The organism is Mycolicibacterium holsaticum DSM 44478 = JCM 12374 (genome assembly GCF_019645835.1).
Lineage (GTDB): Bacteria > Actinomycetota > Actinomycetes > Mycobacteriales > Mycobacteriaceae > Mycobacterium > Mycobacterium holsaticum.
The window spans coordinates 1,097,376-1,117,008 of the sequence record NZ_CP080998.1; the positions used below are offsets into that span (position 1 = coordinate 1,097,376).

Annotated in this window: 19 protein-coding genes and 1 tRNA gene; 11 read left to right on the top strand and 9 right to left on the bottom strand. The window is 68.1% G+C overall.

Annotated elements, in window-relative coordinates; genetic code table 11:
• Positions 1-15 precede the first annotated feature (15 nt).
• Positions 16-585 carry a TetR/AcrR family transcriptional regulator gene (locus K3U96_RS05365; protein WP_069406254.1) on the bottom strand — a complete coding sequence of 190 codons (570 nt, stop codon included), beginning with the start codon at positions 583-585 and terminating at the stop codon, positions 16-18.
• A 119-nt stretch (positions 586-704) separates the two neighbouring features.
• On the opposite strand from K3U96_RS05365, the gene K3U96_RS05370 reads away from it, so the two are divergent.
• Both K3U96_RS05370 and K3U96_RS05375 read left to right on the top strand, forming a co-directional pair.
• Positions 705-1,625, top strand: a complete 921-nt coding sequence (locus tag K3U96_RS05370) for a metal-dependent hydrolase (RefSeq protein ID WP_220692310.1) — start codon at positions 705-707, stop codon at positions 1,623-1,625.
• 19 nt (positions 1,626-1,644) lie between these two features.
• Complete coding sequence (locus K3U96_RS05375; RefSeq protein WP_220692311.1) at positions 1,645-2,808, top strand: Rv3169 family protein; 1,164 nt, start codon at positions 1,645-1,647, stop codon at positions 2,806-2,808.
• A 3-nt stretch (positions 2,809-2,811) separates the two neighbouring features.
• Here the strand turns inward: K3U96_RS05375 and pth are convergent, their stop codons facing one another.
• The 8 genes from pth to K3U96_RS05415 all read right to left on the bottom strand — a co-directional run bounded on the left by pth (position 2,812) and on the right by K3U96_RS05415 (position 8,826).
• The gene (gene pth, locus K3U96_RS05380) at positions 2,812-3,411 is read right to left on the bottom strand and encodes an aminoacyl-tRNA hydrolase (RefSeq protein WP_069406257.1); all 600 of its coding nucleotides are present in this window, start codon (positions 3,409-3,411) and stop codon (positions 2,812-2,814) included.
• A gap of 5 nt (positions 3,412-3,416) precedes the next feature.
• Positions 3,417-4,082, bottom strand: a complete 666-nt coding sequence (locus tag K3U96_RS05385) for a 50S ribosomal protein L25/general stress protein Ctc (protein ID WP_220692312.1) — start codon at positions 4,080-4,082, stop codon at positions 3,417-3,419.
• Between the two features lie 136 nt (positions 4,083-4,218).
• A complete protein-coding gene (locus K3U96_RS05390) occupies positions 4,219-5,112 on the bottom strand; it encodes an oxidoreductase (RefSeq protein WP_069406259.1) in 894 nt (297 codons plus the stop codon).
• Between the two features lie 39 nt (positions 5,113-5,151).
• Entirely contained in the window at positions 5,152-5,805 is a 654-nt protein-coding gene (locus K3U96_RS05395; protein WP_069406260.1) for an LpqN/LpqT family lipoprotein, read from the bottom strand.
• Positions 5,802-6,146 (bottom strand): arsenate reductase (glutaredoxin), encoded by a 345-nt coding sequence (gene arsC / locus K3U96_RS05400; RefSeq protein ID WP_069406261.1) that lies wholly within the window; start codon positions 6,144-6,146, stop codon positions 5,802-5,804. Before arsC ends, K3U96_RS05395 begins: the two co-directional genes overlap by 4 nt.
• Positions 6,147-7,127 carry a ribose-phosphate diphosphokinase gene (locus K3U96_RS05405; protein WP_069406262.1) on the bottom strand — a complete coding sequence of 327 codons (981 nt, stop codon included), beginning with the start codon at positions 7,125-7,127 and terminating at the stop codon, positions 6,147-6,149. It abuts the gene before it with no gap.
• A gap of 87 nt (positions 7,128-7,214) precedes the next feature.
• Positions 7,215-8,669, bottom strand: coding sequence for a bifunctional UDP-N-acetylglucosamine diphosphorylase/glucosamine-1-phosphate N-acetyltransferase GlmU (gene glmU / locus K3U96_RS05410; protein WP_220692313.1), 1,455 nt, complete (start codon positions 8,667-8,669; stop codon positions 7,215-7,217).
• A gap of 85 nt (positions 8,670-8,754) precedes the next feature.
• Positions 8,755-8,826: transfer RNA gene (locus K3U96_RS05415), tRNA-Gln, on the bottom strand.
• An 86-nt stretch (positions 8,827-8,912) separates the two neighbouring features.
• On the opposite strand from K3U96_RS05415, the gene K3U96_RS05420 reads away from it, so the two are divergent.
• The 9 genes from K3U96_RS05420 (at position 8,913) to K3U96_RS05460 (ending at position 19,628) form a co-directional block, all read left to right on the top strand.
• Complete coding sequence (locus K3U96_RS05420) at positions 8,913-9,518, top strand: TetR/AcrR family transcriptional regulator (protein ID WP_069408237.1); 606 nt, start codon at positions 8,913-8,915, stop codon at positions 9,516-9,518.
• Positions 9,519-9,631: 113 nt separating this feature from the next.
• The gene (gene mfd, locus K3U96_RS05425) at positions 9,632-13,315 is read left to right on the top strand and encodes a transcription-repair coupling factor (RefSeq protein WP_220692314.1); all 3,684 of its coding nucleotides are present in this window, start codon (positions 9,632-9,634) and stop codon (positions 13,313-13,315) included.
• Between the two features lie 217 nt (positions 13,316-13,532).
• Positions 13,533-14,021 (top strand): hypothetical protein, encoded by a 489-nt coding sequence (locus K3U96_RS05430; protein WP_220692315.1) that lies wholly within the window; start codon positions 13,533-13,535, stop codon positions 14,019-14,021.
• A gap of 166 nt (positions 14,022-14,187) precedes the next feature.
• Positions 14,188-15,276 (top strand): nucleoside triphosphate pyrophosphohydrolase, encoded by a 1,089-nt coding sequence (locus tag K3U96_RS05435; protein WP_220692316.1) that lies wholly within the window; start codon positions 14,188-14,190, stop codon positions 15,274-15,276.
• Between the two features lie 128 nt (positions 15,277-15,404).
• Positions 15,405-16,136: a lytic transglycosylase domain-containing protein gene (locus K3U96_RS05440; protein ID WP_069408042.1), complete on the top strand. Its 732-nt coding sequence runs from the start codon at positions 15,405-15,407 to the stop codon at positions 16,134-16,136.
• A gap of 75 nt (positions 16,137-16,211) precedes the next feature.
• Positions 16,212-17,501 carry a phosphopyruvate hydratase gene (gene eno / locus K3U96_RS05445; RefSeq protein ID WP_220692317.1) on the top strand — a complete coding sequence of 430 codons (1,290 nt, stop codon included), beginning with the start codon at positions 16,212-16,214 and terminating at the stop codon, positions 17,499-17,501.
• A gap of 3 nt (positions 17,502-17,504) precedes the next feature.
• Complete coding sequence (locus tag K3U96_RS05450) at positions 17,505-18,197, top strand: FtsB family cell division protein (RefSeq protein WP_220692318.1); 693 nt, start codon at positions 17,505-17,507, stop codon at positions 18,195-18,197.
• Entirely contained in the window at positions 18,190-18,681 is a 492-nt protein-coding gene (locus K3U96_RS05455; protein ID WP_069408039.1) for a DUF501 domain-containing protein, read from the top strand. The genes K3U96_RS05450 and K3U96_RS05455 overlap by 8 nt, the downstream gene beginning before the upstream one ends.
• Positions 18,678-19,628: a Ppx/GppA phosphatase family protein gene (locus tag K3U96_RS05460; protein WP_271035561.1), complete on the top strand. Its 951-nt coding sequence runs from the start codon at positions 18,678-18,680 to the stop codon at positions 19,626-19,628. Before K3U96_RS05455 ends, K3U96_RS05460 begins: the two co-directional genes overlap by 4 nt.
• The last annotated feature ends 5 nt before the right edge of the window (positions 19,629-19,633 follow it).

The following is a 19,633-nucleotide window of genomic DNA, read 5'->3' on the forward strand; positions in this document are numbered from 1 at the left end:
GCAACCCGGCGGTGTCTATCCGGCGGTGGCCGCCGGTCGGGGTGGGCGCCGCCGGGCCGGGTCCAGGCCGGCGGCATGGCGAAGCTCGGCGAGAAACTGCTCGGGCCGTGCACCGCCGATCAAGTAGTGGCACACCGCGATACGCACGACGGCCGCAGCGGCGACCTCGCTGTTGTCGCCGGGGATGATGCGGGCGATACGTTCGTGGATGATCGGCAGCACCCGCTTCATCTGGTGCAGAACGTGTTCGGGTTCCACCTCGGCCAGCGAGCCCAGCGAATAGGTGCGCTGAAATTCCACGATGAACCGCAGCGCCGCGTCCAGGCGATCCGGACCGGTCAGACCCGCGATGGCAGTGGCGATGCCGGCATCGAAATTGTCCTGTTCATAGAGCCCGAACGCGTCGAGCAGGCCCTCCTTGGACCCGAAGTGGCGGTAGAGCGTGGGGCGGGACACCCGGGCCTCGGCCGCCACGTCGGAAAGCTGAAGCTTGCGGTGGCCGTCGCGCGACAGCACGACGAATGTCGCGGCGAGGATGCGCCGGCGTGTCGACTGCTCGGCCTCGATGGCGGAGGCGACCATCATTTCCTTTACATCTAAGGGTCCAAATGTCACACTAACGCTAGTCTATGCCGGGGTGGATGAACCCGCGCGCAAAGACGTGTGCCCCGTGTCGGGTCCCCACGGTTGGGAGGTTGCGGTCGATGACCGGGCTCGTGGTCCGCAAGATCGGGTGGGACTTCGACGCGTCGGTGCCGTTTCGGTGGCAGCCTGCCAACCCCCAATTCGGATTGTTCTGCAACGCGTTCACGTTCATCGCCGTGCCGTTCGAGCGCTACATCGTCACCGCGGTGCGGATGGCGTCGGACCGGCTCGACCAAGACGCCGACGTCGCGGCCGAGGCCGACGCGTTCCTCAAACAGGAGGCCCAGCACGCCGCCGCACACCGCAAGCACATGCTGGCGTTGATCCAACGCTATCCCGACCTCGAACAGTGCTACGTCGGCGCCTGCGCGGCCTACGACGAGCTGATCGGCCAGGAGCCGGTCGAGTTTCACCTCGCCTACATCGCCAACCTCGAGGCGACGTTCACCCCGCTGTTCAAAGTCCTTCTGGACAACCGCGATTCGCTGTTCGGCGGGGGTGACCCGCGCGTCGCGTCGCTGATGATGTGGCATTTCGTCGAGGAGATCGAACACCGCAGTTCGGGGTTGATCCTGTGCAACCACGTCAACCCGCACCCGTGGTCCAGGGTCAAGCACATTCGGCGCACCTTCGCACATGTGGCCGCGGTAGCCGACGCGATCGCGACGGCGTTCGACGACATCGTCCCGTTCGAGGACCGCGGTGCATCCACCCGCGCGCTGCTGTCCGGTCATTTCCTGACCGGTGAACTCAACGCACGCGTACCCGTCGTTCGCCGTCTGCGCAACCGCGAAAGCGCCGCGGCGCCGACCATTTTCGCGCCGGTGCCCACCGGCGAACTGGCGCGGATGCTGTGGCGGCTGGCGCTCTCGCAGGCGCCCTACCACGACCCCGCCGATCAGCCGTCACCCGACTTGGCCGAGACCTGGATGCGCGCATACGAACGCGGCGCCGACATGACGACATTCGCCGGAAGCTGAACCGCAGAAAGGTAAGTCATTGCTGTCGACGAACTACGGCGCCCTGGTGCCCGAGGACGAGCTGCTGACCCACCAGATCGTCGACACCTTCGCCACGGTGAGCCAATCGGATCCGTCGTGGACGGAGAAGATCTGGACCATCGCCCATGCCCGCGACAACTCGCTGCAGGTCGTGCTCGGTGTCGGAAAGTACACCAACCGAGGCGTTTTCGACGGGGCCGCCGGGGTGTGCCGGGGCACCGAACAATGGACGGTGCGCGCCGGGCGGCGGCTCTCGTCAGACCCCGCCGCCACCGACGTCGGGCCGATCCACTACCGGGTGGTCGAACCGCTGCGGGCCATCCGGATAAGCCTGGACCCCACCGAGCACGCACCGATCGCGTTCGACGTCGAACTGCGCGGCGGCTTTGCTGCTGCGCTGGAAGACCCGTGGCCCGACCGCAGCCCCGACGGCTACCGCGTCACCCACAACGTGCTGCGTTACCACCAGATCGGCGTGGCGTCGGGCTGGGTGGAGGTCGAGGGCAGCCGCACCGAAATCGACCCGGACAACTGGATTTCGATCCGTGACCACTCCTGGGGGTTGCGGCCCGGCGTCGGCAAGCCGATCCCCGGGCTGCCACGCGGCGGACGCAGGATCAAACAGATGTTCATGACGTGGCTGCCGATGACCATGACCAGGCCCGACGGGTCGACCTATTCGCTGTTCGTCATGTACCAGGAAGAGCGCGGCGACGGCTTCCTTGAAATCCGTTGCCAGGCCGAGCAGCAGAACGACGACGGCACCTCACACCGGTTCGTCTCTGTCGAACAGGACATGCACTTTCAGGACGACAACCGCAGGTTCACCCACGGCACCGTCACGCTGATCAATGCGGACGGCACCAAGCGGCCGTTGACCATCACCGCGGCCGGGCCGACCGGCTTTCACCTCGGCACCGCAGGCTACTACGGCTGGAACGACTGGGTGTACGGGCAATGGGTGGGCGACCTCAGGGTCGAGGGCAGCCACATGACCGAATGCGACAAACCCGAGAACGCCCGGCAACTGCATCAGCTACGGGATCTGCTGGTGCGCGTCGATGACCCCGTCGGCGGGGGCACAGGTCTGGGCAACGCCGAAACCTTCGCGCTGGGTGAGTTCCCCGAACGCGGTCTGACCGCCGAGAACTCCTTCCTGTAGCCCCTAGCCCCAGGCGTGCACGATGTTCTGCGCCGGCTCGAGCCCGTGGGACACCAGCAGTTCGGCGGCGTCGGCGGCCTGCTCGCAGATCGTGGGCACCTCGCGCCACTCGGCGGAGGTGAAGTTGCTCAGCACGAACGACGCCCCGTCCATCCGGCCGGGCGGTCGACCGATGCCGATACGGACACGTTGGAAATCTTTGCTGCCCAACGCTTGACCGACCGAGCGGAGCCCGTTGTGGCCCGCGACGCCGCCGCCGGACTTCAGCCGGATCCGGCCGAACTCGATGTCGAGTTCGTCGTGGATCACCACGACGTCGGCGGGCGGCACCGAATAGAACTTGGCCAGCGGGCCGACCTGGCGCCCCGACTCGTTCATGTAGCAGCGCGGCTTGGCCAGCACCACCGACCGGCCGGCCAGCTGGCCGGTGACCACCTCGGCGCCGGATTTCTTGTGCAGCTTGAACCCCGCGCCCATCCGGTCGGACAGGATGTCGGCGACGAGGAACCCGAGGTTGTGCCGGGTCGTGGCGTACCGCGGGCCCGGGTTGCCAAGGCCGACCACCAGCTGGGGGTGCGTCCCGCCCGCCGGCGGTTCGGCCATGCCGCCTACTCGGACTCTTCGGCGGGCGCGGCTTCCGCCTCGGCCGGTGCCTCGGCTTCGGCGGCCTCGGCAGCCGGCTCCTCGGCCGCCCCGCCGCCCTCGGCGTCGAGCTCCTCGGCCGTCGGCGCGGCGACCACGTTGACGACGAGCATCTCGGGGTCGGAGACCAACGTGACCCCGGACGGCAACTCGATCGAGCCGGCCGTGAACTGGGTGCCGACGTCGGCGCCCTCGATGGAGACGGCGAGCTGCTCGGGAATCGACTGCACGTCGGCTTCGATCGTGATGGTGTTGGTTTCCTGGGTGACCAGGGTGCCCGGCACCGCTTCGCCCTCGATGACGACGGTGACCTCGACGGTCACCTTCTCACCGCGGCGCACGACGAGCAGGTCGGCGTGCTGAATGGTGCGGCGGATCGGGTGAAGCTCGAGCGCCTTGGTCAGCGCCAGCTGTTCCTTGCCCTCGATGTCGAGGGTGAGCACCGCGTTGGTGCCCGAGTAGCGCAGCACAGCGGCGAAGTCACGGGCATTGAGCTCCAGGTGCTGCGGGTCGCTGCCGTGGCCGTACAGCACGGCCGGCACGTTGCCGTTGCGGCGCGCGCGTCGCGAAGCACCCTTGCCGGTCTCTTGCCGGACCAGCGCCTTGAGATTGTTGACGGTCTTTTTCGCCATGAGATGTTGCTCCTGTGTCGTGTCCTAGCACGGCAGGGGTCGCAACCTCGAGAGGCTCCCGTCGATAACGGTGGCCGAAACCACCCTCGCCGTGACGCGCCGTCGAGGGTAGCGCAGTCAGCGGCGAGCACCCAAATCAGAGGCCGAACGGTGTCTCGGTGAGCTGCTCGGACAGCTCCCAGAGGGCGGCGGCCGTCTTCGCGCTGCGCGCCAGCGGGCTGCGGAACGACGTCGGCCCCGTGGGACCCCGGCTGCCGAACCGCGGACCGACGAACGTGTCGCCGGGCAGATCCTGGGACACCGCGTACAGCGTCTGGCGCGCGCCGAAGTCCGGCGCGGTCGCGAAGATCCGGTTGGCCGCCAGCCACACCGGCGTGCCCAGCCGGTTACCGGTCTGCCCCTGCAGGTTGGTCGCCGAATAACCCGGGTGCGCGGTGAGCGCTTTGACCGGTGAGCCCGCTGCGTCCAGGCGCCGCTGCAGTTCCATGGTGAACAGCAGGTTGGCCAGCTTCGACTGGCCGTAGGCCGGCCAGGCCAGATACGGGCGCGCCTTCCAGTTCAGGTCCTTGAGGTTGATCCGGCCGAGGAAATGCATCACCGACGACACCGTGACGACCCGTTCGCTGATCTTGGGCAGCAGCAGGTTGGTCAACGCGAAATGGCCCAGGTGGTTGGTGCCGATCTGGCTTTCGAAACCGTCGACGGTCAGCGCGTACGGCACCGCCATGATGCCGGCGTTGTTGACCAGCACGTCGACGCGGTCCCCCGACCCGGAAAAGCCGTCGGCGAACTCCCGCACCGACGACAGGTCCTGCAAGTCGAGCCTGCGCACCTCGACCTGGCCGAACCCGGGGCCGGTCATGGTCGCGGCGGCTTCGTCACCCTTGGCGGTGTTGCGCACAGCCAGGATCGTCTTGGCGCCGACGCGGGCCAACTCCCGCGCGGTGACCAACCCGAGCCCGCTGTTGGCGCCGGTCACGATGACGGTGCGTCCGGCAAAGGAAGGCAGATCGGCTGCGGTCCAACTCATGGTCCCGACCCTAGTGGCCGCGCGCCACCCGCCGGGGCGCTACCGGGGCAGCGCGACGTTGAAGCCGCCGATGATCGCCTCCATATCCGGCGCCTCCTCGGCGGCCTTGTCCGCATAACCGGTGACCGTGAACTGAATGAGGTAGCGCTGGTTGGCCGGTGGCGCGCCGGTCGCGATGACGATGCGGTTGTAGCTGTGCATCCGACGGCCGTTGAGGTCGTAGCTGCCCTCGATCATCGCCGACGGAAAGCCCTTGAAGTCGTCGGTGGAGGCGTTGAGGCGCTTGAAATTCTGCGACATCTCGGCGTCGGCGTAGCCGTGTTCGGTGATCGCTTGCTCGACGTTGAAGTCACCGGTGAGCCGGAACACCATCAGCATCGCGGTCGGATACGTGTCGCCCTTGGCGATCACCCGGGTGAGCGGCGTCAGGTTGGTGTTGACGTAGGGCGCCCAGCCCGGTGGTGTCGGGAACGTCACCGTCAGGTCGGTCAGCTTCTCGGGAGCGACCGGATCACCGACGACACCGGACTCCTCGAGGTACACGGCGATCGGCACCGCCGGCTCGGAACCGGCGGACGTGGTGGGCGTCGTCGACGTCGACCAGATCGACTGGTAGTCAGGCGGTTCCGTACCGCAGCCCGATGCGGCGACGACGACCAGCGCGGCCGCCGCCACGCAGCGACGCGCCGTCACAGAATCTCGTGTACCGCGTCGATCGGCCGGGCGAGCCGGGTGCCCTTCGGCGTCACGACGAACGGCCGCTCGATGAGGATCGGGTGCTCGGCCATCGCATCGAGCAGTTCGTCGTCGCTGGCGTCGGCCAGCCCCAGCTCGGTGAACAGCGCTTCCTTCTTACGTACCGCCGTGCGTACGTCGATACCGGCGTCGGCGATCATCTTCTCGAGCTCCGCGCGCGACGGCGGCGTCTTGAGGTACTGGATGACCGTCGGCTCGATACCGTTCTCGCGCAACAAGTCCAAGGTCTTGCGGGAGGTCGAGCAGCGTGGGTTGTGGTAGATGGTGCTGTCTGTCATTTACGCCGATCCGTTGAAGAGTCCTGTGACCGAACCGTTTTCGAAGACCGCGCGAATGGTGCTGGCCAGCAGCGGCGCGATCGACAACACCGTCAACTGCGGGAACTGCTTGTCCTCACCGATGGGCAGGGTGTTGGTGACGATCACCTCACGAGCGCCGCAGTCGGCCAACCGCTGCGAGGCGGGCTCGGAAAGCACGCCGTGCGTCGCGGCGATGATCACGTCACCGGCGCCCTCGTCACGCAACAGCTTGACGGCACCGGCGATGGTGCCGCCGGTGTCGATCATGTCGTCGGTCAGCACGCAGGTGCGGCCCTTGACGTCACCGACCACCCGGTTGGACACCACCTGGTTGGGCACCCGCGGATCGCGCGTCTTGTGGATGAAGGCCAGCGGCGTGCCGCCCAGCGCGTCGGCCCACTTCTCGGCCACCCGCACCCGGCCGGAATCCGGCGACACCACAACGATGTTCTCGCACGGGTACTGCTCGGCGATGTAGCCGGTGAGCAGGTTCTGCGCCCGCATGTGGTCCACCGGGCCGTCGAAGAACCCCTGGATCTGGTCGGTGTGCAGGTCGACGGTGACGATCCGGTCGGCGCCCGCGGTCTTGAGCAGGTCGGCGACCAGCCGCGCGGAGATCGGCTCACGACCGCGGTGCTTCTTGTCCTGGCGCGCGTACGGGTAGAACGGCAGGATCGCGGTGATCCGCTTTGCGCTGCCGCGCTTGAGCGCATCGATCATGATCAGCTGTTCCATCAGCCACTTGTTCAGCGGATCGGTGTGTGACTGCAGGACGAACGCGTCGCAGCCGCGGACCGATTCATCGAAACGGACGAAGATCTCGCCGTTCGCGAAGTCGCGGGCAGTCTGCGCGGTGACTGGGACGTCGAGCTCTTTGGCCACCTGATCGGCCAGTTCGGGGTGCGCGCGACCCGCGAAGAGCATTAAGTTTTTGCGGTTGTCGGTCCACTCGGTGCCCACAGTGCCCTCGCCGGTCGGGGTTCGATACGGCCCAATCGTACGTAGCGTTGCCGGGTGCCCGTTGCCGGGTTGCCGGAAAACGAACAGCTACTTGTCGCCGTCGTCGGCTTCGGCCTTTGCGGCAGCCTCCGCGGCGGCGCTGCCCGGCCGCTTGCGCGACACCCAGCCCTCGATGGTGCGTTGGGGCCCGGCCGAAACCGCCAGCGCGCCCGGCGGCACGTCCTCGCGCACCACGGTGCCCGCCCCGGTGTAGGCGCCGTCGCCGACGGTGACCGGGGCGATGAACATGGTGTCCGAGCCGGTCCGCACGTGTGAGCCGATCGTCGTGCGGTTCTTGTTCTCGCCGTCGTAGTTGACGAACACGCTCGACGCGCCGATGTTGCTGTGCTCGCCGATGTCGGCGTCGCCGACGTAGGTCAGATGCGGCACCTTGGTTCCCGCGCCGATGGTCGAGTTCTTGGCTTCGACGAACGCGCCGAGTTTGCCGTCGGCGCCCAGCACGGTGCCCGGCCGCAGGTAGGCGAACGGCCCGACCGCGGCGCCGGCGCCGATGACGGACTGCCCGCCGTGGGTCCGCACCACGCTGGCGTTGTCGCCGACGGTGACGTCGGTCAGCGTGGTGTCCGGGCCGATCTGGCAGTTCCCGCCGATGCGGGTGCCGCCGAGCAGCTGGGTGCCGGGGTAGACGACGGTGTCGCGCCCGATCGTGACGTCGACGTCGACCCAGGTGGTGGCCGGGTCGACGACCGTCACCCCGGCGCGTTGGTGCGCCGCCACGATGCGCCGGTTCAGCTCGGCGCCGAGCTCGGCCAGCTGCACCCGGTCGTTGACGCCGGCGACCAGGGTGGCGTCGTCGATGTGCTTGGCGCGCACCACCTGCCCGTCGGAGCGCACGATCGAGATCACGTCGGTCAGGTACTGCTCCTGCTGGGCGTTGTCGGAGTCCAGCCGGCTCAACGCCGACCGCAGCGCGGCCATGTCGAACGCGTACACCCCGGCGTTGACCTCGTCGATGGCCAGCTGCGACGGGCTGGCATCGGCCTGTTCGACGATGCCGATCACCTCGCGGTCCTGCGTGCGCAGGATGCGGCCGTAGCCGGTCGGGTCGGGCAGCGTGGTGGTGAGAACCGTGGCCGCGGCGGGCTCGGTGCTGTGGGTGGCGATCAGGTCGGCCAGCGTGTCGGCGTCCAGCAGCGGAACGTCACCGGAGGTCACCACGACGGTGCCGGCGAAGGCGTCGGGCAGCGCGGCCAGCCCGCAGGCCACCGCGTGGCCGGTGCCCAGTTGCTGCTCCTGCACCGCGATGTCGACGGTGCGCCCGAATTGTTCGGCCAGCTCCTCGACAGCGGGGGCCACCCGGTCGCGGTCATGGCCCAGCACGACGACGAGGTGCTGGGGCGCCACCTTGGCGACCGCGTGCAGCGCGTGGGCCAGCATGCTGCGGCCCGCCAGCGTGTGCAGCACCTTGGGGGTGTCGGAGCGCATCCGGGTTCCGGCGCCGGCCGCAAGAACGACCACCGCAGCTTCGGTAGTTGCCGTCATCCGGTCTCCTGCCCCTGTCGAATGTGCAGTTTCATCCGCGACACGCCGATGACACCGTATGAAAGCGCACAGTCGCGACCAAATGCTCCGTCGCCAGGACTCGAACCTGAACTATCTGAACCAAAATCAGAGGTGCTGCCGATTACACCACGACGGATCGATCACCACGTGATGCTAGTCGAACCAACTAGCCTTACTACCGTGGCCGCATTCGACAAAGAGGTGCGTGCGCCGCGCGCCCGGATGACGGGTGCCGAGCGGCGCCATCAGCTCATCGACGTCGCCCGTTCGTTGTTCGCCGAACGCGGTTACGAGGGTACCTCGATCGAGGAGATCGCCCAACGCGCCAGCGTCTCCAAACCGGTGGTCTACGAGCATTTCGGCGGCAAAGAGGGGCTCTACGCGGTGGTGGTCGACCGCGAGATGTCGGCGTTGCTGGACGGCATCACGTCGTCGTTGACCCGGATGACCAACAACCGCTCGCGGCTGCGGATCGAACGCGTCGCGCTGGCGCTGTTGACCTACGTCGACGAGCGCACCGACGGGTTCCGCATCCTCATCCGCGACTCTCCGGCGGCCATCACGTCCGGCAGCACCTACTCCACGCTGCTCAACGAGGCCGTCAACCAGGTGTCGTCGATCCTGGCCGGAGACTTCTCCAAGCGCGGCCTGGATCCGGAGATGGCCCCGCTGTATGCGCAGGCGTTGGTCGGTTCGGTCTCGATGACGGCACAGTGGTGGCTCGATGTGCGCGAGCCCAAGAAGGAGGTTGTCGCCGCGCATCTGGTCAACCTGTGCTGGAACGGGCTGATGCATCTGGAGGACGACCCGCAGCTGCTCGACGAGTAATCCCGCCACCGTCGTTTCGCCGAGATTGACGTAATGGCGAAAACCACTCGCACGTTGGCGCCCAAATGTCCCTTTGGGCATGTAGGTAAAGCCGCGCATACGATGGAAGCATCATGACCGTATCGGGGAACACCCATGTCCAAACCCCGATCGCGGGGCTTGTCGAGCTGGCGCTACGCGACCCGTCGCTGAAGGAAGTCGCCCGCCGCGCCGCCGATGAACCCGCCGATCTCACGCTCATCGGCCCGGCCAGCGCCCGGCTGTTCGTCGCGTGCGCGCTGGCGCAGGCCGGCCCGCTGCTCGTGGTCACCGCGACGGGTCGAGAAGCCGACGACCTGACCGCCGAACTGCGCGGCGTCTACGGCGAGCAGGTCGCGTTGTTCCCGTCGTGGGAGACCCTGCCCCACGAGCGGCTGTCCCCGGGGGTCGACACGGTCGGGGCCCGGCTGATGGTGCTGCACCGGCTCAAGCACCCCGACGACGCGCGCCTGGGCCCGCCGCTGCGCGTCGTGGTCACCACGGCGCGCTCGCTGCTGCAGCCGATGGCGCAACGACCGGGCGACCTAGACGAGTGGACACCGGTGACGCTGACCGTGGGGGAAGAGCCCCGGTTCGACGCCGGAGCCGCCCCGGCGGCGACATTCGACGCCGTGCTCGCCCGCCTGGTGGAGCTGGCCTACGAACGGGTCGACATGGTCGGCAAGCGCGGCGAGTTCGCCGTGCGCGGCGGCATCCTCGACGTCTTCCCGCCCACCGCCGAACACCCGGTGCGTGTCGAGTTCTGGGGTGACGAGGTCTCCGAGATGCGGATGTTCGCCGTCGCCGACCAGCGGTCGATCCCCGAGATCAGCATCGACACCGTGATCGCGGTGCCGTGTCGCGAACTACTGCTCAGCGACGACGTCCGCGACCGCGCCGCCGCGCTGGCCGCCGAGCATCCCGTCGCAGAGAACCACCTGACCGGCAGCGTGCCCGAAATGCTGGCCAGGCTCGCCGACGGCATCCCGGTCGACGGTATGGAAGCGCTGCTGCCGTTGCTACGCAAGGACGACCTCGTCACGCTGCCCGCGCATCTGCCGCCGAACACCCCGCTGCTGATCTGCGACCCCGAAAAGGTGCGCACCCGCGCCGCCGACCTGATGAAGACCGGACGTGAGTTTCTCGAGGCGTCGTGGTCGGCTGCAGCGTTCGGTGGCTCCGAAGGCACAGCGCCGATCGACCTGGAGGCCCTCGGCGCCTCGGGCTTCGTCGGCATCGACGACGCCCGCGCCGCCGCCGCGGCGGGCGGGCACCCGTGGTGGACGCTGAGCCAGCTGTCGGACGAGACCGCGCTCGAAGTCGACATCCGGCCCGCCCCGTCGGCGCGCGGTTCACAAGCCAGCATCAGCGAGGTCTTCGCGATGCTGCGCGCGCACGTGGCGACCGGAGGATATGCGGCGGTCGTGACACCGGGCACGGGCACCGCGCACCGCGTCGTCGAGCAGCTCGCCGAATCTGAAACGCCCGCAGCGCTTCTGGAAGCCGGTGCCACGCCGAAGGAGGGCGTCGTCGGCGTGCTGAAGGGTCCGCTGCACGACGGGGTGGTCGTGCCGGGCGCCAACCTGGTGGTCATCACCGAGGCCGACCTGACCGGCAGCCGGGTCGCGACGACCGAAGGCAAACGGCTGGCCGCCAAGCGCCGCAACGTGGTGGACCCGCTGGCGTTGACGGCCGGCGACCTGGTGGTGCACGACCAGCACGGCATCGGCCGGTTCCTGGAGATGACCGAACGCGTGGTCGGCGGCGCCCGCCGCGAATACCTGGTACTGGAGTACGCATCGAATAAGCGCGGGCAAGCGTCCGACAAGCTCTACGTGCCGATGGACTCGCTGGATCAGCTGTCGCGCTACGTCGGCGGTGAGGCCCCGACGCTGAGCCGGCTGGGCGGCAGCGACTGGACCAACACGAAAAGCCGCGCGCGCAGTGCTGTCAGGGAGATCGCCCAGGAGTTGGTGGCGCTCTACGCGAAGCGGCAGGCCGCACCCGGACACGCGTTTGCGCCCGACAGCCCGTGGCAGGCCGAGATGGAGGACGCGTTCGGGTTCACCGAGACCGTCGACCAGCTGACCGCGATCACCGAGGTCAAGGCCGATATGGAACGGCCGATCCCGATGGACCGGGTGATCTGCGGCGACGTCGGCTACGGCAAGACCGAGATCGCGGTGCGCGCGGCGTTCAAGGCCGTGCAGGACGGCAGACAGGTCGCGGTGCTGGTGCCGACGACGCTGCTGGCCGACCAGCACCTGCAGACGTTCACCGACCGGATGGCCGGGTTCCCGGTCACCGTCAAGGGGTTGTCGCGGTTCACCTCGAGCGCGGAGTCCAAAGCGGTGCTCGACGGGATGAAAGACGGCAGCATCGACATCGTCATCGGCACCCACCGGCTGCTGCAGACCGGTGTGACGTGGAAGAACCTGGGCCTGGTCGTGGTCGACGAGGAACAGCGGTTCGGTGTCGAACACAAGGAGCACATCAAGTCGATGCGCACCCACGTCGATGTGCTGACCATGAGCGCGACCCCGATTCCGCGCACGCTGGAGATGAGCCTGGCCGGGATCCGGGAAATGTCGACGATCCTCACCCCGCCCGAGGAGCGTTATCCGGTGCTGACCTACGTCGGCCCGCACGACGACAAGCAGATCGCCGCGGCGCTGCGACGCGAACTGCTGCGCGACGGGCAGGCGTTCTACATCCACAACCGGGTCCGCACGATCGACCAGGCGGCGGCCCGGGTGCAGGCCCTGGTGCCGGAGGCGCGCGTCGTCGTCGCGCACGGCCAGATGCCCGAGGAACTTCTCGAACGCACCGTCGAGGGCTTCTGGAACCGCGATTACGACATCCTGGTGTGCACGACGATCGTGGAGACGGGCCTGGACATCTCCAACGCCAACACGCTGATCGTCGAGCGCGCCGACACGTTCGGGCTCTCGCAGTTGCACCAGTTGCGGGGCCGGGTGGGTCGCAGCCGCGAGCGTGGCTACGCGTATTTCCTGTATCCGCCGGAGGTTCCGCTGACCGAGACCGCCTATGACCGGCTGGCCACCATCGCGCAGAACAACGAGTTGGGCGCCGGCATGGCCGTGGCGATGAAGGACCTGGAGATCCGCGGCGCCGGCAACGTGCTGGGTGTCGAGCAGTCGGGTCACGTCGCGGGCGTCGGCTTCGACCTGTACGTGCGACTGGTCGGCGAGGCCGTCGAAGCCTACCGGGCGGCCGCGGACGGGAAAACCGTTGCGGCACCGGAAGAGCAGAAGGATGTGCGCATCGACCTACCCGTCGACGCGCACCTGCCGCAGGACTACATCGGCAGCGACCGCCTGCGTCTGGAGGGCTACCGGCGGCTCGCGGCGGCCGGCGACTCCGCGGCCGTGGACGCCGTCGTGGAGGAGTGGATCGATCGGTACGGGCCGCTGCCGGCGCCCGTGCAGCGGTTGGTCGCGATCGCGCGGTTGCGGTTGCTGCTCCGGCACTACGCGATCACCGAGGTCAGCTCGGTATCGGAGACCACGCTGCGGCTGGCGCCCCTGCAGCTGCTGGACTCACAGCAGCTTCGGCTCAAGCGGATACAACCCAGCGCGCGTTACCGGGCGACGACGTCGACCGTGCAGGTGCCGATTCCGCGCGCCGGTGAGGGTGTCGGTGCGCCGCGAATCCGTGATCTTGAACTGGTGCAGTTCGTCGCCGACCTGGTGCTGGCCCTGGACGGCAAACCTCAGGGCAGCGTCGATGTGACCGCGAACCTCGAAGTTTCGGTTTAACGCCTGATCACAGCCATGGTGATTTATCCCACCGGCGGCGTGGATAACGCAGCCGAATGCCGACCCGACGTACCGAGTGGGGGGTCAAGGTGTTGCGTTGTCGTCTAGATCGAAGGCGACGGGATCGTCCGGACCGGACGGTTGAGCAATTTCCTAAACCGAACATCACGCGTACACCAAAGACGGTGTCGCAGTGACGGAAGGCGAAGGAGTGAAAATGAACTTCAAGAAATTCGCGGTAACCACGACGATGGCCGGTGCGCTGGGACTCGGTGGCCTCGGCCTGGGAACGGGCCTGGCACAAGCCGCTCCGTTCGTGCCGCCGCCGCCGCCGATTCCGGTGCCGGGTGTGCACGTGCCCGACGTGCATCTTCCGGGTGTGCACGTTCCTGACGTGAACGTGCCGAGCGTCAACGTTCCTGATGTGAACGTGCCGAGCGTCAACGTTCCTGATGTGAACGTGCCGGCCGTCAACGTTCCCGACGTGAACGTGCCGGACGTGCGGTTCCCGCAGCTGGGTGATTACTTCCGGCTGCCGGTGACCCACATTGCCCCCGGGCAGCTGAAGAATGCGCCGTTCATCAATGGCGTTGCGAACCCGTTCTTCGGCATCCCGCCGGGTCAGCTGAAGAAGATGGCCACGGTGGACGGGATCGTCAACCCGTTCTTCGAGCATTCGCCGGGCCACTGGGTGATTCCGGGCTAGTCCTTGAGTCCCCGAGGTGACACGATGGCCGCCTTGCCTTCGGGCAGGGCGGCCATCTGGCGTTCGCAGGCTTGCAGGTACTCGCCACGGGCGTCGAGGTCGGGTCAATGTGTTGGTATAACCGAAACCAGCGGTCTCATCGAAAATGCGTGAGGGGGTCTAGCCCATGACCGTCGTATTGGTCGACCCCCGCCGGCCGGCCCTCATCCCCGTCGACGCGATCGAGCTGCTCAGCGGCGACGTCCAGTACACCGAGGAGATACCGGTGAAGGTGCCATGGTCGCTGCCCTCGGCGCGGCCGTGGTTCTCCGACGAGGCCGACGAGCAAGGCGCGCCGGTGCTGCTGTCGTCGGACCCGGACCATCCCGCGGTCAAGACGCGGCTGGCGGCCGGGGAGAGGCTGGTCGCCGCCCCCGAGCCCGCGCCGGGGGAGCGCCTTCTCGACGCGGTCGCGATGATGGACAAGCTGCGCACCTCCGGACCGTGGGAGAGCGAACAGACACACGATTCCCTGCGCCGCTACCTGCTGGAGGAAACCTACGAGCTGTTCGACGCGGTACGCGGTGGCAACGCCGACGAACTACGCGAAGAACTCGGAGATGTATTGCTGCAGGTGCTATTTCACGCCCGAATCGCCGAGGATGCACCCCAGAATTCCTTCACCGTCGACGACGTCGCCGACTCGCTGGTACGCAAACTCGGCAACCGCGTGCCTGCCGTGCTTGCCGGCGAGGCGATTTCACTCGACGACCAGTTGGCGCAGTGGGAGGAGCGCAAGGCCCTGGAGAAGCGGGCCAGGCGGGCATTCTCCTGCATGGACGACGTCCCGACCGGTCAGCCCGCATTGGCGTTGGCGCAGAAGGTGATCGAGCGGGTGACCGCGGCGAACCTGCCCGCCGATCTCATTCCGGAGGGCATCAAGTCGGTGACGGTGACGGTGGCGGCGGGTTTCGACGCAGAGAGCGCGTTGCGGGCACAGGTCCTGGAGTTCATGGACACCGTGCGCAAGGTCGAACACGAGGTCGCCGTCGGTCGTCGCGGCGACGACGTCCCCGAGGAACTCGACGTCGCGCCGCTCGGCGAGATCACCGAGGAACAGTGGCGCGCGTACTGGCCGGCCGACGACACCGAGCCCGCGCCGGACCGCGTGCCCGAGCCGACACCGGCCGAGGTGCCCGAGCCGGCGCCTGCCGGCGTTCCCGAACCCGGACCGGTGGAAGTCCCCGAACCGTCCCCGCAGGACGTCGAATGTTGACCAGCGAATTCGGCGGGTTTTGTCCTGCTGAGCGAGCGTAAGCGCGCCGAAAACGCGAGGGGCGTTTCGGCGCGCCGCGGCGAACACGTGGGAACATGGCAAGCGACCGAGGTTGGTTGAGGAGTCTGGTGTCGCCGGTGCGTTGGCTGCGGGCTGTCGCCGTAGTAGGTGCGACAGCGCTGCTCTTGGCTTCGAGCTGTTCCTGGCAGCTCGGAACGCCCATACCTGAAGGTATACCGCCGCCCCCGGGTGACCCGGTGCCCAAAATCGACACCTACGCCAAGGGTCGGCCCGCCGACCAGCTGCACGACTGGGCGGCCGCACGCGCACCCGCCCTCGGCATACCCGTCGGGGCGCTGGAGGCCTACGCCTACGCCGCACGGGTCGCGGAGGTGGAGAACCCGGACTGCAACCTGGCATGGACGACGCTGGCAGGCATCGGACAGGTAGAAAGCCACCACGGCACGTATCGCGGCGCGGCCATCGAGGACAACGGCGACGTGCGCCCGCCCATCCGCGGCGTGCTGCTCGACGGCACGGGCGGCAACCTCGAGATCCTCGACGACGACGCGGTCAGCCACGACGGCGACATGGCCTTCGCCCGCGCCATGGGGCCGATGCAGTTCATCCCCGAAACGTGGCGGCTCTACGGCGTCGACGCCAACAACGACGGCGAGGTCAGCGCCGACAACATCGACGACGCCGCGCTGTCGGCCGCCGGGTACCTGTGCTGGCGCGGTAAGGACCTGGCCACCCCGAGGGGCTGGATGAACGCGCTGCGCGCCTACAACCTGTCCGACCAGTACGCCCGCACCGTGCGCGACTGGGCCACCGCGTATGCGAACGGACACCCCCTCTGAGCACGCCGGTCAGGGGTACAGGCTCTAGGCTCGACCTCTAACGCCATCGTTCACATCACGATCAAGGAGAAGCGAGTGCCCATCATCGAGCAGGTCGGAGCCCGCGAGATCCTCGACTCCCGGGGTAACCCGACGGTCGAGGTCGAGGTGGCGCTGCTGGACGGCACGTTCGCCCGCGCCGCGGTGCCCTCAGGCGCATCGACGGGTGAGCACGAGGCCGTCGAGTTGCGCGACGGCGGCGCCCGCTACGGCGGCAAGGGCGTGCACAAGGCGGTCGAGGCCGTGCTCGACGAGATCGCGCCCGCGGTCATCGGCATGAGCGCCGACGATCAGCGGCTCATCGACCAGGCCCTGCTCGACCTCGACGGCACCCCCGACAAGTCCCGGCTGGGCGCCAACGCGATCCTCGGGGTGTCGCTCGCGGTGTCGAAGGCCGCCGCCGAGTCGGCCGCGCTGCCCTTCTTCCGCTACATCGGCGGACCCAACGCGCACATCCTTCCGGTGCCGATGATGAACATCCTCAACGGCGGCGCCCACGCCGACACCGGCGTGGACGTACAGGAGTTCATGGTCGCGCCGATCGGCGCCCCGTCGTTCAAGGAGGCGCTGCGGTGGGGCACCGAGGTGTACCACGCGCTGAAGGCGGTGCTCAAGGAACAGGGCCTGGCGACCGGCCTCGGCGACGAGGGCGGTTTCGCACCCGATGTGGCGGGCACCAAGGCCGCACTCGATCTGATCTTGAACGCCATCGAGACCGCCGGCTTCGCGCCCGGGGCGGACGTCGCGCTGGCGCTCGACGTCGCGGCCACCGAATTCTTCAGTGCCGAGCAGGGTTACGCGTTCGAGAACGAGACCCGCACCGCCGAGAACATGATCTATTTCTATTCCGGCCTGATCGACTCCTACCCGCTGGTGTCGATCGAGGATCCGCTGTCCGAGGACGACTGGGAGGGCTGGGTCGCGCTGACGAACGCGATCGGCGACCGGATCCAGTTGGTCGGCGACGACCTCTTCGTCACCAACCCCGAACGGCTCGAAGACGGCATCCACAAGGGCGCGGCCAACGCACTTCTGGTGAAGGTCAACCAGATCGGCACGCTGACCGAGACGCTCGACGCGGTGGCGTTGGCGCACGCCAGCGGTTATCGCACGATGATGAGCCACCGCAGCGGCGAAACCGAGGACACCACGATCGCCGACCTCGCCGTCGCGGTCGGCAGCGGCCAGATCAAGACCGGTGCTCCCGCCCGCAGCGAGCGCGTCGCCAAGTACAACCAGCTGCTTCGCATCGAGGAAACCCTCGGCGACGCCGCCCGCTACGCCGGTGACCTGGCGTTCCCCCGGTTTACGGTGGAGACGAAATAGGCCGTGCCCGACGCGAAACGACCCGATCCGAAGAGACGGTCACCCACCTCCCGGCCCAGTAAGCCGGGTAAAGGTGGTGGCAAGGGTCGTCCTCGCACCACCGCGGCCCGCCGGGAAACGCGCGCGGCGGACCCGGCCGATACGCGTCAGACCCCCGAAGCGGCCAAGGACACCACCGAGTCGATTCGCCGATCGATCGCGGAGTCGGCCGAACAACAGTCCGAGCAGCGGTTCGGCTCCGCGGCGCGGCGTGCGGCGATCCTCGCCGCGGTGGTGTGCGTGCTGACGCTGACGATCGCCGGCCCGGTGCGCACCTACTTCGGCCAGCGCACGGAGATGAAGCAACTCAAGGCCACCGAGGCGCAGCTGCGCGAACAGATCGCAGAGCTCGAACAGCAGAAGGTCAAACTCGCCGATCCGGTGTACATCGCCGCCCAGGCCCGGGAACGGTTGGGGTTCGTGATGTCCGGTGAGACGCCGTACCAAGTGCAGCTCCCCGAGAAGGTCGTGCTGCCGGGAAGACCCGGCATGGAGCCCGAGGCCGTCAACCCCGACCAGCCGTGGTATACCGCACTGTGGAACACGATTGCCGATGAGCCACACGGGGTTTCGCCCGCACCGTTGCCGCAGCCGGGTGTGCCGCCAGGGATGCCGCCGCCCCCGCCGACCCCCGCACCGCCTGCTCCCGGTGGTTGAGCAGTCCGACCTCGACGCCGTCGCGCGGCAGCTGGGCCGTGAACCCCGCGGCGTCCTGGAGATCGCCTACCGCTGCCCGAACGGGGAACCGGGCGTGGTCAAAACCGCACCGAGATTGCCTGACGGCACACCGTTTCCGACGCTGTATTACCTCACGCACCCGGCGCTGACCGCCGCGGCGAGCCGGCTCGAGTCGTCGGGTCTGATGAAAGAGATGACCGAACGACTGCAGCAGGACGCCGAGTTGGCGGCGGCGTACCGTCGTGCGCATGACTCCTACCTGGCCGAGCGGGATGCGATCGAGCCTTTGGGCACAACGTTTTCCGGCGGCGGCATGCCCGACCGCGTCAAATGCCTGCATGTGCTGATGGCGCATGCCTTGGCCAAGGGGCCGGGAATCAACCCGTTCGGCGACGAGGCGCTGGCGCTGCTGGCTGACGAACCGGCGATGGCCGGCATCCTCGAGCGAGAGAAGTGGACATGACCAGGGTCGGAGCCATCGACTGCGGTACGAACTCCATCCGGCTGCTGATCGCCGACGTCGACGAGCGCACCGGGCGGCCGCGGCTGCGCGATGTGCACCGCGAGATGCGCATCGTGCGGCTCGGCCAAGGCGTGGACGCCACAGGGCGATTCGCGTCCGAAGCGCTGGACCGCACGCAGGCGGCGCTGAGCGCTTATGCCCGGTTGCTGGCCGACCACGGGGTCGCCAAGATCCGGATGGTCGCCACCTCGGCGACCCGCGACGCCGCCAATCGCGACGAGTTTTTCGCGATGACGGCCGACGTGCTGGGTCCGGTGGTCGCGGGCACCGTCGCCGAAGTGATCACCGGCACCGAGGAAGCAGAGCTGTCGTTTCGCGGCGCGGTCGACGAATTAGACCCGGCGGCAGCCCCTTTCGTGGTCGTCGACCTGGGTGGCGGGTCGACCGAGGTGGTGCTCGGCACCGATGACGTGACGGCCAGCTTCTCCGCGGACATCGGCTGCGTGCGGGTGACCGAACGCTGTCTGCATTCCGATCCGCCGACCGCCGCCGAGATCGCGGCCGCGCGGGACGTGGTCCGCGACGGGTTGACGAAGGCGCTTGACGTGGTGCCCGTGGACCGGGCGCGCACCTGGGTGGGCGTGGCGGGCACGATGACGACGTTGTCGGCGTTGGCGCAGCGGTTGACCAGCTACGATCCCGCGGTCATCCATCTGTCCCGGGTCGGGTTCGGTGATCTGCTGGGGGTGTGCGATGAGGTGATCGCGATGACGCGTGCCCAACGCGCCGCGCTGGGTCCGATGCACGAGGGTCGCGTCGACGTGATCGGCGGCGGGGCGATCATCGTCGAGGAACTCGCCGCGGCGCTGGGCCACCGGGACGGCATCGACGCGCTGGTGGTCAGCGAACACGACATCCTCGACGGCATCGCGCTCTCGATCGCCTGAGCCCC